The sequence below is a fragment of the Streptomyces litchfieldiae genome (genome assembly GCF_031845365.1).
Taxonomy (GTDB): Bacteria; Actinomycetota; Actinomycetes; order Streptomycetales; family Streptomycetaceae; genus Streptomyces; species Streptomyces litchfieldiae.
In genome coordinates, this window is sequence record NZ_JAVREL010000013.1 from 32,703 (window position 1) to 44,241 (window position 11,539).

An 11,539-nucleotide genomic window follows, 5' to 3' on the forward strand; every position below is an offset into this window, starting at 1 on the left:
AGATGAACGCCCCGCCCGAGCCCGGATACGACGTGGCCGTCGTGGGCGCCGGACCCGCCGGGCTGGCCGCCGCGGTGACGGCCGCCGCCCGGGGCCGCGCCGTGCTGCTGCTGGACGCGGCCGACCGGCCCGGCGGCCAGTTCTGGCGGCACCCCCCGACCCCGCCGGACGGAGGCGGCGAGGATGGCCACGGCCGGTCCGGCTGGGGCACGTTCACGGCGCTGCGGCGCGCGCTGCGCGACCACGCCGGGCGGGGCCGCCTCGCCTACCGCCCCGGGCAGCAGGTGTGGCTGGTGACCCGGGACGAGGACGGCTTCCTGATCGAGACGACGCCCACCCACGACGGCGTCGAGCCGCTGCCGGGCCCGGCCCGGGCCCGCCGCCTGGTGCTGGCTCCCGGCGGCGGTGACCGCCATCTCCCGGTCCCCGGCTGGACGTTGCCCGGGGTCATGGCGGCCGGCGGCGCGCAGGCGCTGCTCAAGGGCCAGCGCACGCTGGCCGGACGGCGGGCGGTGGTCGCCGGGACGGGGCCGTTCCTGCTGCCGGTCGCCGCCGGCCTGGCCGAGGCGGGCGCCGAGGTCGTCGGCGTCTGGGAGGCCGGCTCGCCGCTGGCCTGGACCCGCCATCTCCCGGCCGTGGCCCGCGTGCCGGCCAAGCTTGCCGAGGGCGCCGGATACGCCGCCGCGCTGGCCCGGCACCGCGTGCCCTACCGCACGCGCACCGTCGTCTCCGCCGTGCTGGGCGAGGACCGGGTGCGCGCGGTGCGGCGCACCTCGCTGGACGCCACGGGCACGCCCCGCCCGGGCGGCACGGAGGTGCCGGTCGATCTCGTGGCGCTGGGCTGGGGGTTCACGCCCTCGCTGGAGCTGCCCCTCCAACTCGGCGCCGCCACCCGGGTGGACGCCGACGGTTCGCTGGTGGCGGCCGTGGACGCCGACCAGCGCACCGATGTGCCCGGCCTGTACGCCGCGGGCGAGGCGACGGGCGTGGGCGGCGCGGCGCTCGGCGTCGCGGAGGGCACCCTCGCCGGGCTGGCCGCCGCGGGCGCCGCCACGGACACCGCCCCCGCGCGGCGGCTGCGCGCCACCATCCGCGCGCACCGGGCGTTCGCCCGCGCCATGCACCTGGCCCACCCCGTACCGGCGGGCTGGACGCGGTGGCTGACCGACGACACCGTCGTCTGCCGGTGCGAGGAGGTGAAGTGCGCCGCCGTGCGCGCCGCCCACGACGAGCTGGCCGCCGGGGACGCGCGGACGGTGAAGATGCTGACGCGCACCGGCATGGGCTGGTGCCAGGGCCGGATGTGCGGCTTCGCGACGGCCGCCCTCACCGCCGAACTCACCGGCCACCGCCCGGCGGAGGCCGAACTGCGCTCCACCGCGTCCCGCCCGCTGGCGGCGCCCGTTCCCCTGTGCGAGCTGGCCCGGGAGGCCCGGTTGTTCCCGTCCACCTGACCAGGCGGCGGGCCTACTCGGGGACCTTGGGAAAGACCGATCTGGCAAAGTCCGCAACAGTGACGCAGCTCAGTCCGCCGATGATGTTGGAAGGCTCGCTGGCGAAAACGGTCGCGTACCCGAACGACGTCCTCCAGGAAACCTCGCAGGCGGTATCGGAGTCGTTGGAGTAGGCCGTCGCGGAGGGGATTCCGGATAGATCCACCGGGTCCGGCTCGGGGTCGGAGATCGTTTCCATCGGGGACGGCGCGTAAGCGAGCGTATAGGAGCCACGGCTGTCGGCATCGCCGAAATCGGCTGTTCGCCACGTGCAGGTCGCCACGTTGTCCGAGCCGCTTTCGTACCCGCCCGGGGTGCCCGTGCTCACAAGTCGGTGATCGCCGATGATGGTGTTGTCGATCACGTCGCACGGGTTGGTGCTGGTGGTGCTCCGCGTGGCACCGGGGGTCTCTCCGGCGTTGTCGTCAGGGGGATCGGGAGAATTGAGCACGGACGCCGTGATCCACACGACGGCCGTGCTGATCGCCAGGCCGAGACCGAGAGCAGCGGTCACGACGTTTCGCCGCCGTCTCGACCCGGCCGGCCGGGAGACGTCGCCACCAGTGACGAGGCCGCCGCTGCTCGGCTCCCTTTCGGCCACGTTGTCGTCGGCCGCCCCGTTCCGCAACACCAGCGATGCCGCCCCGTGTTCGCTGATCATCGCGCTGACCCCGGCGGGCAGCCACTGCGGGTCCGCGGCGGATGTGGTCAGGTAACGAAGGGCATCGGCAACGAGTGGCCGCTGGGAGGGATTCCGGGCCAGACATGCCTTGATGAAGGGAGCGAGTTCGGAGGGAAGGTCCGTCAGGTCGGGCTCTTCGTGGATGATCCGGTAGAGGACGACCGCGGGGATGCCTTCTCCGTAGGGGCTGTGTGTGGTGGCGGCGTAGGTGAGGACGCAGGCGAGGGAGAAGATGTCGGACGCCGGGCCGGTGGGGTGACCGCGGGCCTGCTCGGGTGACATGTACCCGGGTGTGCCGAAGATCCCGGTGGAATGCTGGACGGCGTCCAGGGCACGGGCGATACCGAAGTCGATGACGCGCGGACCGTCGTGGGCCAGGATGACATTGCCGGGCTTGAGGTCACGGTGAACGACACCACTGGCGTGGATGGCGGCCAGCCCCTCGGCCAGCCCGGAGCCAAGAACACGGATGGCGTTGGGAGGCAGCGGCCCGTGAGCGGCGACGGCCTGCTGGAGCGAAGGCCCGGGAATGTAAGCGGTGACCAGCCAGGGCGGGTTCGCGTCAGGGTCGGCGTCAACGACCTGGGCCGTGTAAAAACCCCCGACCCCACGAGCGGCGGCCACCTCCAGAGCGAAACGACGACGGAACTCCACATCCCCGGCCAGCTCCTCCGCCACCACCTTCACCGCCACCAGCCGCCCACCCGGCGAACGGCCCAGATACACCCGCCCCATCCCACCCCGCCCCAGCCTCCCCACCAACCGGTACGGACCCACCTGACGCCAATCACCCAGCCCCGGCGACTCCGTCATCGTCGAATCCCCTCAGAACGACAGTCATGGCCACTCGGCCCGCCACGGGACACGGTCCGGGGAAGCTGACGGACGCACCGGCTGTCGCCAGTGAAGATCGCGCCATGTGGGTGGCCGATTCGGTATCTGCATGACGCCATCCGCCGCATGGCGGTTCCCGGCCGCTGTGATCGGCCCCTCAGTGACGGCTCGGCGGTGTGTCCCGGAGCCGAAGAACGTGCCGACGTTTGGTGAACGGTTGCCGGGCCGCCTGATCATCTCGGGAGTCCCGGGGGCCGGCAAGACCCCGCCCGCGACCATGTCGCGTTGCACTACACGCTCCTCGACAAGATCATGCGCGAGGAGCTGAGCGACCGGGGACGGTGGCTGGACACCACCGGCATGTCCCCCCGCGTGGTCAGCGCACCCGGCGACGCAGGCGTGGGTCGAAACGGCGGGTGACCCACAGGACGGTGTCGCGTCGCATGGTCAAGGTCTCGCCGCTCGCGAAGTGCAGGCGCTTCGCGCCGCGCGGGAGGGTGGTCATGTCGGCCACGGTCAGCGCCTGGCCGCCGATCACGACCTGATCGTCGCGTCGCACGGTGCTGGCGTCGACCTCCACGCCCACGACGGCATAGTGCTGGTGGCTGGGTATGAGGTGCGCGGTCAACAGAGCCTCCAGTGGCGGTGGTTGGTAGTGGCCCGGCGGGAGCTAGGAGGCGGCGTCCGCCAGCGGCTGGTCCGGCAGCGGCGCCGGGGGTGGGGTCTCACCGGGCAGGGTCGCGGACGCCGCGTAGATCAACGCGCCGCAGTCCTCGCAGTGCTTGCCGTCCTCACGGGCGATCAGGCGGCCGGTGTGGGGGCATCCGGACACGGGACCTCCTACGGGTTGGTCATCGCGAGAAGCAGCAGGCTCAGCAGGGCGACCAGGTTGATGGCAATGAACAGGAGACCGGCTCGGGCACCGAGCCAGCGCGCCGCCCGGCTCAGGGGCGGGACGGCGCGGCGGCGATGGCGCGAGCGGTGTCGAGGTTGCATCGGCCGAGTTCAATCATGCGACCGGTCCCGGACGACGCCGTCGAGGCGGCGTCGAGGCCCGGAGTCGGCAGCGTAATTCCGTTCGAGTTCGAGGCCGTTCCCAGGTCAGTGAGCGAAGGGTCGGCCTCTGCCGTGCACCTGCGTGTCAGATGTGATCTCATGACGGTCTCCCAACTCTCCAACGCTCCGTGTCGTGGTGACTACATAGCCAACACCTTTCCGGCATGACATGAGAACGTTGAACCCATTCTTCTCAACTCAATTGGCGGGTGAGATGCCGAAATTGCCAGCTCAGCGGGCTGTGGAAGCTGCCCAGGGCGCCGAATTGAGCGCCCTCGGCCACTTTGGAACCGAGGTGCGACTGGCCCGCGAGGGGCGGAAGCTCAAACAGAAGCACGTCGCGGACGGCACCGGCTATTCGGTCGCGTACGTCAGCAAGGTGGAGAACGGCGTCATCCTGCCGTCGAACACCTTCGCCGAACGGCTCGATGTCGTGTTGGGCACCGGCGGCTTGTTCGTACGGCTACGCCGCCGCCTGGAGGAGACGGAAACACCCACCTGGTTCGTGCCCTACCTGAAGCTGGAGCCGCGCGCCGCCCGCATCCTCGACTGGTCGGTGCACTGCCTGATCGGGGTGCTCCAGACGGAGGACTACGCCCGCGCGATTCTGCGGGCGGGCAACCCGGCGGAGCCACCCGAGATCGTCGAGAGCATGGTGAAGGCGCGCATGCGGCGCCGCCGCGATGCGTTCGCGGCCACGCCGCGCCCCCAGCTCTGGTCGGTGATCCACGAGGCGTGTCTGCGAACAGTCGTCGGCGGCCCGGCAGTTATGGGCGCGCAACTGCGGCACCTGCTCGATGTGGCGACCAGCCCGGGAATAGATGTTCAGGTGTTGCCGTTGACCGCAGGCGGGGAGGCCGCGCATACGCCCGCCTTCACGATCTTGACGTTCGCCGATGGCACTCCGGATACGCTGTGGACGGACGGACCGCTGGGCGGTCGGCTGTCACAGGCCCAGGCGTATGTGCGCAGCACTCGCGACATCAATGAGCGGCTGCGGGCGAGTGCGTTGCCACCACGAGACTCTGTGGACATGATCAGAAAGATTGCTGAGGAGCTGGAATGAGCACCCACCCGACTGACGCTCTCGACTGGTTCAAGAGCAGCTACAGCGGCAACGGCGGGCAGTGCGTCGAGGTGGCGCGTGGGCTGGTCGGCGCGGTCCCGGTACGGGACAGCAAGATCGCGGACGGCCCGCACCTGGTCGTCTCGGCCGATGCGTGGGCGGCGTTCGTCAACGGCATCAAGTAAGTCTCACAAGGAACCGACCCGTTCAGCCCACGCACGGAGTGCGGGCCGAACGGGTCGGTTCCTTGTCCCGGCACCTGGTGTCCGAGGACGCCATCTCGCCGATGCCCGGGGACGGCGTCCGAACGTCGGCGCGCAGCCCGCCGGTACGCCGTCGACTCTCGCCAGGAGGAACAGGCCGCCGGGCGGGGTCAGTCCCGTCAGCCGCTTTCCGCGTCAGGCCCCCAAGTCCCGCGGCCGCCGTGGCACTCGCCACGGGCCTGGCAGCCGCCCCGGCCCAGGCCGATATGTCCTGGACCGGCGACACCGCCCTCACCGCCGAACTCACCGGCCACCGCCCGGCGGAGGCCGAACTGCGCGCCACCGCGTCCCGCCCGCTGGCGGCGCCCGTTCCCCTGTGCGAGCTGGCCCGGGAGCCGGCGCTGCCGGAGTGAGCGCGGCCCGCGGCAGCGGCGGTCAGCTCGGCCAGATGGGCGGCCGATGCCTCGCCGATGCCGCTGGAGGCGCCGGTGACGACCGCGACGCGGCCGGCGAGGGGACGGACAGAAGTCTGCGTGGTCATGCTGCACACCTTCCGGGGTGAGTGAGAGATTCCGGGTGACGGCCGGTCGCCGTTTCTTCCCTCACCAAGAACACCAGCCGAGACGGCCTCGCGGGGCGCCGGAAAGTGCCCTGACCAGGCAGGTATCCACAAGGCAGGTACTGACAGGGCCACCCGGCCCCGGGGCGCATCGTCAGCGGATGACGTCGAAGACGTTCTTCTGGATGCCGTTGGCGTACGCCTCGTGCTCGACGAGCTTCAGCTTCTGAGTGTCCCTGTCCGCGTCGCTGAACAGCCGCTTGCCCGCGCCGAGCAGCAGCGGGAAGACGAGCAGGTGGTAGCGGTCGATGAGGCCGGCGTCGGAAAGGCTCCGGTTGAGGGCGGCGCTGCCGTGGATGCTGATCGGGCCGCCCTCGGTCTCCTTGAGCGCGGCGACCTCGTCGAGGGTGCGCAGGATGGTGATCTCGCCCCAGTTGTCCACCAGATCGGCCTCGGTGAGGGTCGTGGAGACGACGTACTTCGGCATCGCGTTGTAGTCGGCGAACTCCTCCACCATGCCCGGCCAGACGGGGCTGAACGCCTCGTAGCTGACCCGGCCCATCATCAGCGCGGTGGCCTCCTTCTGCTCCCGGCTCTTGATCTCGTACGCCTCCGGGAGGAACTCGACGTCCTTGAAGGTCCACCCGGAGTTCCGGTAGCCGGGCTCGCCGCCCGGGGCCTCCACGACGCCGTCGAGCGAAACGAAAGCGGTGCTGATCAGGGTGCGCATCTCAGAAATCTCCTCAGTTACTCGTGGCCGGTGCCGGCCGGCTCGGCCGGTCCCAGCCCATCACACCCTGACTGACCACGGATCGCGGCAGAACTCATCGGTGTGCTCGACCATCCGACCAGAAACCGGCGCGACACGACAGGAACCGGTTCGTCGGCCGCTCCGTCGGAGGGGCATGACGAGACGAGTGCGCGCCACCGCCGCCGCCATCGCGGCACTGGCACTGGCCCTGGCGCTGTCCGCCTGTGGGCGGGAGCCGACGACGGAGCGACACCGCGACGCCGGCGGCATGGCGTACGACGACACGCGGTTACCGGACGTGGCCGACGCCTGGCAAGGCTCCGACGCACAGCGCGGCTGGGAGACCGGCGACCTCCCACCGCCCGACGCGGAACAACAGCCCGCGGCGGATGTCGACGAGCCGGCCCGCCGCGGCGGCCCGCACCGCCCCACGCCGACCGACTTGATCGAGGCGGTGTCCGACGACGGTCGCACCGTGACGCTGCGCGTCCCGCACGGCGCGTGTGACAGCGGGATCCACGTCGAGGTCCTGGAGACCGACACCAGCGTCGTCTTCGGCGCGCTGATCGGGGATCCCCAGGGCCCGGACGAGTCCTGCACCGAGCAGGGGCTCTACGCCCTCCCCGTGGTCGAGCTGGCGGAGCCGCTCGGCGAGCGAGCCCCACTCGACGCGTACACCGGCGAGTTGCTGCGCTACGCGGAGGAATGGCGTTCCGCACTGCGTCTGCGGGAGGTGGCCGGGGCCTGGGAGGGATCGGACGCGCAGCGGCGGTGGGCGGCCGGGGAGACGCCGCCACCGCCGGGGTCGGACGAGCCGCCGCTGGGCGCGCCCGTGGACGCGGTGGAAGACGACGGCGGGGAGAACCACCCGGAGCCCCTGGACCTCATCGAGTCGGTCTCCGACAACGGGCGGACAGTGACGGTGCGTTCGGGAGTGGGCGGCTGTGACGACGCGATCGACGTCGAGGTGCTGGAGACCGGGACCGCCGTCGTCTTCGGGGCGTTCGACGTGGCGGGAGTCGGCGAGCGGGATCCCGACAGGATCTGCACCACCGTGGTCGTTCCCATCAACACCGAGATCGAACTGGAGCGGCCACTGGGCGAGCGAGCCCCGCTCGACGCGTACACCGGCAGGGTCCTGCCGCGGCAGGAGCCGTAAGAGGGCCCGTCCGGGAACGCGCGGTCGCCGCCCGGCCGCGGGGCGGGCGGGCGGGCGGCGCCGGTGTGCCGTCGGGTCGGGCGTGGCTCAGCCCGCGTACGCGTCCTTGAGGGCCTGGATGTCCAGCTTCTTCATGCCGAGCATCGCCCGCACGACCCGCTGGGACTTCTCCGGGTCGGGGTCGGACATCAGGTCGGTCAGCGTGCGGGGGATGATCTGCCAGGACAGGCCGAAGCGGTCCTTCAGCCAGCCGCACTCGCTTCCCTCGCCGCCGCCGGCGGTGAGCCGGGTCCACAGGTCGTCGACCTCCTCCTGGGTGACGCAGTCGACGTAGAGGGAGATCGCCTCGGTGAACCGGAAGTGCGGGCCGCCGTTCAGGGCGATGAAACGCTGGCCGGCCAGCTCGAACGTGATGGTCATGACCGTGCCCGGCGTGCCGGGGCCGGCCTCGCCGTAGCGCTGGATGTCCAGGACGCGGGAGTTGTCGAAGACGGAGGTGTACAGCTCCACCGCCTCCTCGGCCTGGTCGTCGAACCAGAGGAAGGTCGTGATCTTCTGCATGGTGTGTCGCTCCTCGCCGGGTGGAGGGTCGTCTCGGCTTGCCGAACGGTGGACCCGGGCGGGGAGCGAAACTCATCGGTGGCCGAGGCGGCCGGATGGGGGTGCGGGCCCGGGCCCGGGGACCGCACCCCGTTCGTCCTACGTCTCCGGGCACTCCATCCAGGAGACCTGGTACGTCGTGTTGACGTCGCCGTCCGTGGAGTCCATGGCGATGAAGCTCGTGTCGGCCGGGCTTGAAGTGCCCGCGTTCACGCGGAGCTCGGTGTTGATGTTGAAGTTCCGGATCTCGCCACAGGGCGCCCAGACCAGCGACTCGATGTCGGTGACGTCGCTCGCCTGCCAGTTGTCGTCGAAGGCGCCGGCGAACGTGTGCGAGAACTCGTCCGTCTCCGGCGAACCCTGGAAGTAGTACTGGGCCTTCTGCGTCGCGCTCGCGCCGTTCTCCAGGTAGGCGTAGCCGCGGTAGTCCACGCTCGCGATGGCGTAGGTGAAGCCCTGCGGCACCCGGACGGCCAGGTTGAGCTGGCAGTTCTTCCGGAAGTCGGTCGGCGAGGCGTCGGGCCCGACCTGGGCCAGGTAGTCGCTGTAGGTGACGGTGAAGGCGGTGTTGTCCTCGGAGACGGCGATCGCGGCCGAACCCGCGGGGCAGCCCGAGCCGTTGACCGTCACCACCTCGATCACCATTCTGTCGGTCGGCGCGTCGACAAAGTACGGTGGTTCCGCGGTGTGAGCGGAGGACGGGGATGTCGTCGCGAAGAGCGTCGCCACGACGGCGCCGCCTATGGCAAGTGCACGAGGCATGGTTCTCCAATCGATCGTCTGCGGACCGCGTTCAGGGGCACGGGAATGCCGAACGCGATCCGTGGTGAGGTGAGCTGATGCTCCCCCGCCTCGGCGGTACGGGAGTCGAGGCGCGGGAGCATCAGTCGGGGAACGGCCCGCGGCCCGTGGTGGTGAACCGGCCGGTTCAGCTCGCCGGGCATTCCTTCCACGACATGTGGTAGGTCGTGCTGACCTCGCTGTCCGTCGAGTCCATGACGATGAAACTCGTGGCGTTCGGGTCGGAGTCACCGGGGTTGACGCGGAGTTCCGTGTTGATGTTGAAATTCCGCTCCTCGCCGCAGGGGGCGTAGACCAGTTCCGCCACCTCGGTGCTGTCCGAGGTGTGCCAGTTGTCGTCGTACGGGCCGCCGAAGTCGTAGCTCTGCGAGGCCGTTTCGGCGGACCCCTGGAAGTAGTAGCTCGCCTTCTGGAGCGCGGTCGCGCCGTTCTCCAGGTACGCGTAGCCGCGGTAGTCCACCCTCGCGATCGCGTAGGTGAACCCCTGCGGAATGTGCACGTTCAGGCTGAGCTGACAGTTCTTCCGGCGTTCGATCACGGACGCGCCGCCGCCGGCCTGGGCCAGGAAGTCGCTGTAGGTCACGGTGAACGCGGTGTTGTCCGCGGACGCGGCGACCGCGGCCGTCCCCGCGGGGCAGCCCGAGCCGTTGATCGTCTCGATGCTGATCTCGATTCTCTCCGTCGGCACGTCGGTCATCGCCGGCGTGCCTTGGGCGGAAAGCGTCGAGGCGAATAACGCCACGGCGGCCCCGCCGGCGGCAAGAACACCAGACATGGCTCTCCAATCGGTCGTTCGATGGCGATGACGGTGGTCTCCGGCATCGCGCGGGATGAGGGAAAGCGGTTTTCGAGGCGCACGCCCTTTTCGGCACCCTGGGGCTTTGTGGGGCAGGGCGCGACAGCGTCGCCCGGAAGCGGGCAGGTCGTTGAGCACACGACCTTCCGGGGGACGCAAAGGGAAATGCGGCTCTTTCCGTTCGGGCGCGAAAGGCGGCCGCACTGTCCTGCGCGTGTGATCCCTTCCGGGCCCCGCGCTCCCCGAGGCTGGGAGCGCTCCCAGCGTAGAACGTCCTTTGCGGCAGCGGAAGATGGCGAACTGGACGCGAAAAAGGCGGCCGATATTCGCCGCCCGCCATTTGTCATTCCCCCCGAAAGTGTCCGGGAACGGCAATCGGGCCCGCCGAAGCGGCAAGTGGCACATGCACGGTGGGCCGGTCACGTCGGCCTTCCGGGAACCGGCAAGGGGTAAATTCCGTCGAGCCGCCGCGGGGTGGTGGCGGAAGAAGAGCCCCGGTGGGCGGTTCGGCGGCGGGGGTGCCCGCGCCGCGCACCCGGCCCGCCGGGCTCGCCCAACTCCCCCACGCCGTCGGCCAGTCGGCGCCATAGCGTGACTCTCAACGCCCACTCAACGCCCCACGGAACCGGACCGTACTGGCGGCGCCGCGGAGACACCCGTAGGTTCTCCACGGTGAACGTGCCTGAGACCGGGGGCCTCGCGTCGATGAGCGACGGGGCGCGGATACGTTGGACGGCGCTGGGCGACACGCCTCGGAAGCCGCCCGTTGTCCTTCTCCATGGCGGCCCCGGCCTGCCCGACTATCTGGGCGAGGTCGCCACCATGATCGCGGACCTCGCGTCCGTGTACCGCTACGACCAGCGCGGCACGGGCGCGTCCGGGTGGCAGGGCCGCCATACGCCGGCCCGGCATGTCGGCGATCTGGCCGAGCTGCTCGACCTGTGGGACGCGCCGGAGGCGGTCCTGATCGGGCACTCCTACGGCACCGACCTGGCCAGCCGGTTCTGCCTGGCCCACCCGGATCGAGTGGCCGCGATGCTGCTCATGTGCGGGCCGTTCGTCGGTGACTGGCGCGCGGGGTACCGGGCGGCACGTGACCGCCGCATGTCCGCGGCGCAGCGGGAGCGCCAACGCGAGTTGGAGGGGGTGGCGCGCCGCAGTGAGGATCAGGAGGTCGAGTTGCTCACGCTGTCCTGGTTCACCGACCACGCCGATCCGGAACGCGGCCGGCACTGGGCCGCGCGGGAGGCCCGGAAGCGCCGCCCCGTCAACTGGGACATGAACCGTCAACTCGGTGCGGAAGGACGTGCGGACCCGCTCGACCAGCATGTTGACGCGCTGCGCGCGTGCCTGCCCGCGCGGGTGGAACTCCTCGGCGCCGCCGAGGATCCCCGGCCGCTGTCGGCACTTGAATCGCTCGGGCTCAAGCTCGGTGTCCCGCTGACCCGAGTCGAGAGCGCGGGCCACGAGCCATGGCTCGAACAGCCCGACACCGTGCGCGCACACCTCCGGCGATTCGTTCGGGCCCGGTAGGCCCGC

The 11,539-nt window shown here is 70.8% G+C and carries 14 protein-coding genes; 6 read left to right on the forward strand and 8 right to left on the reverse strand.

The features are described 5' to 3' along the window. The first annotated feature begins 2 nt into the window (after positions 1 to 2). Positions 3 to 1,454, forward strand: a complete 1,452-nt coding sequence (locus RM590_RS21460) for an FAD/NAD(P)-dependent oxidoreductase (RefSeq protein ID WP_311706283.1) — start codon at positions 3 to 5, stop codon at positions 1,452 to 1,454. 13 nt (positions 1,455 to 1,467) lie between these two features. On the opposite strand, the gene RM590_RS21465 is transcribed toward RM590_RS21460, so the two are convergent. From RM590_RS21465 to RM590_RS21480, 4 genes are all read right to left on the reverse strand, one after another. Further along, complete coding sequence (locus RM590_RS21465) at positions 1,468 to 2,988, reverse strand: serine/threonine-protein kinase (RefSeq protein ID WP_311706284.1); 1,521 nt, start codon at positions 2,986 to 2,988, stop codon at positions 1,468 to 1,470. Between the two features lie 397 nt (positions 2,989 to 3,385). Beyond that, positions 3,386 to 3,637: a hypothetical protein gene (locus RM590_RS21470; protein ID WP_311706285.1), complete on the reverse strand. Its 252-nt coding sequence runs from the start codon at positions 3,635 to 3,637 to the stop codon at positions 3,386 to 3,388. 42 nt (positions 3,638 to 3,679) lie between these two features. Beyond that, positions 3,680 to 3,841, reverse strand: a complete 162-nt coding sequence (locus RM590_RS21475) for a hypothetical protein (RefSeq protein ID WP_311706286.1) — start codon at positions 3,839 to 3,841, stop codon at positions 3,680 to 3,682. Positions 3,842 to 3,849: 8 nt separating this feature from the next. Further along, entirely contained in the window at positions 3,850 to 4,005 is a 156-nt protein-coding gene (locus tag RM590_RS21480) for a hypothetical protein (protein ID WP_311706287.1), read from the reverse strand. A 238-nt stretch (positions 4,006 to 4,243) separates the two neighbouring features. Between RM590_RS21480 and RM590_RS21485 the strand changes: the two genes are divergently transcribed. The 3 genes from RM590_RS21485 to RM590_RS21495 all read left to right on the forward strand — a co-directional run bounded on the left by RM590_RS21485 (position 4,244) and on the right by RM590_RS21495 (position 5,747). After that, the gene (locus RM590_RS21485; protein WP_311706288.1) at positions 4,244 to 5,131 is read left to right on the forward strand and encodes a helix-turn-helix domain-containing protein; all 888 of its coding nucleotides are present in this window, start codon (positions 4,244 to 4,246) and stop codon (positions 5,129 to 5,131) included. Then, positions 5,128 to 5,316 carry a DUF397 domain-containing protein gene (locus tag RM590_RS21490; RefSeq protein ID WP_311706289.1) on the forward strand — a complete coding sequence of 63 codons (189 nt, stop codon included), beginning with the start codon at positions 5,128 to 5,130 and terminating at the stop codon, positions 5,314 to 5,316. The genes RM590_RS21485 and RM590_RS21490 overlap by 4 nt, the downstream gene beginning before the upstream one ends. A gap of 239 nt (positions 5,317 to 5,555) precedes the next feature. Continuing rightward, a complete protein-coding gene (locus RM590_RS21495; RefSeq protein WP_311706290.1) occupies positions 5,556 to 5,747 on the forward strand; it encodes a hypothetical protein in 192 nt (63 codons plus the stop codon). 300 nt (positions 5,748 to 6,047) lie between these two features. Here RM590_RS21495 and RM590_RS21500 read toward each other — a convergent pair whose 3' ends face one another. Then, positions 6,048 to 6,623 carry a dihydrofolate reductase family protein gene (locus RM590_RS21500; protein ID WP_311706291.1) on the reverse strand — a complete coding sequence of 192 codons (576 nt, stop codon included), beginning with the start codon at positions 6,621 to 6,623 and terminating at the stop codon, positions 6,048 to 6,050. A 175-nt stretch (positions 6,624 to 6,798) separates the two neighbouring features. On the opposite strand from RM590_RS21500, the gene RM590_RS21505 reads away from it, so the two are divergent. Then, a complete protein-coding gene (locus tag RM590_RS21505; RefSeq protein WP_311706292.1) occupies positions 6,799 to 7,803 on the forward strand; it encodes a hypothetical protein in 1,005 nt (334 codons plus the stop codon). 87 nt (positions 7,804 to 7,890) lie between these two features. On the opposite strand, the gene RM590_RS21510 is transcribed toward RM590_RS21505, so the two are convergent. The 3 genes from RM590_RS21510 to RM590_RS21520 all read right to left on the reverse strand — a co-directional run bounded on the left by RM590_RS21510 (position 7,891) and on the right by RM590_RS21520 (position 9,979). Then, positions 7,891 to 8,364, reverse strand: a complete 474-nt coding sequence (locus RM590_RS21510; RefSeq protein ID WP_311706293.1) for a VOC family protein — start codon at positions 8,362 to 8,364, stop codon at positions 7,891 to 7,893. A 138-nt stretch (positions 8,365 to 8,502) separates the two neighbouring features. Then, the gene (locus RM590_RS21515) at positions 8,503 to 9,165 is read right to left on the reverse strand and encodes a DUF4360 domain-containing protein (RefSeq protein WP_311706294.1); all 663 of its coding nucleotides are present in this window, start codon (positions 9,163 to 9,165) and stop codon (positions 8,503 to 8,505) included. A gap of 166 nt (positions 9,166 to 9,331) precedes the next feature. After that, positions 9,332 to 9,979: a DUF4360 domain-containing protein gene (locus RM590_RS21520; RefSeq protein WP_311706295.1), complete on the reverse strand. Its 648-nt coding sequence runs from the start codon at positions 9,977 to 9,979 to the stop codon at positions 9,332 to 9,334. Positions 9,980 to 10,672: 693 nt separating this feature from the next. Here RM590_RS21520 and RM590_RS21525 point away from each other — a divergent pair. Then, positions 10,673 to 11,533: an alpha/beta fold hydrolase gene (locus RM590_RS21525; protein WP_311706296.1), complete on the forward strand. Its 861-nt coding sequence runs from the start codon at positions 10,673 to 10,675 to the stop codon at positions 11,531 to 11,533. Positions 11,534 to 11,539: the final 6 nt, after the last annotated feature.

Coding starts and splice junctions, on each gene's coding strand:
- RM590_RS21520 (WP_311706295.1), bottom strand. CDS start 9,979: ATGTCTGGTGTTCTTGCCGCCGGCGGGGCCGCCGTGGCGTTATTCGCC.
- RM590_RS21510 (WP_311706293.1), bottom strand. CDS start 8,364: ATGCAGAAGATCACGACCTTCCTCTGGTTCGACGACCAGGCCGAGGAG.
- RM590_RS21465 (WP_311706284.1), bottom strand. CDS start 2,988: ATGACGGAGTCGCCGGGGCTGGGTGATTGGCGTCAGGTGGGTCCGTAC.
- RM590_RS21515 (WP_311706294.1), bottom strand. CDS start 9,165: ATGCCTCGTGCACTTGCCATAGGCGGCGCCGTCGTGGCGACGCTCTTC.
- RM590_RS21480 (WP_311706287.1), bottom strand. CDS start 4,005: ATGCAACCTCGACACCGCTCGCGCCATCGCCGCCGCGCCGTCCCGCCC.
- RM590_RS21500 (WP_311706291.1), bottom strand. CDS start 6,623: ATGCGCACCCTGATCAGCACCGCTTTCGTTTCGCTCGACGGCGTCGTG.
- RM590_RS21460 (WP_311706283.1), top strand. CDS start 3: ATGAACGCCCCGCCCGAGCCCGGATACGACGTGGCCGTCGTGGGCGCC.
- RM590_RS21505 (WP_311706292.1), top strand. CDS start 6,799: ATGACGAGACGAGTGCGCGCCACCGCCGCCGCCATCGCGGCACTGGCA.
- RM590_RS21490 (WP_311706289.1), top strand. CDS start 5,128: ATGAGCACCCACCCGACTGACGCTCTCGACTGGTTCAAGAGCAGCTAC.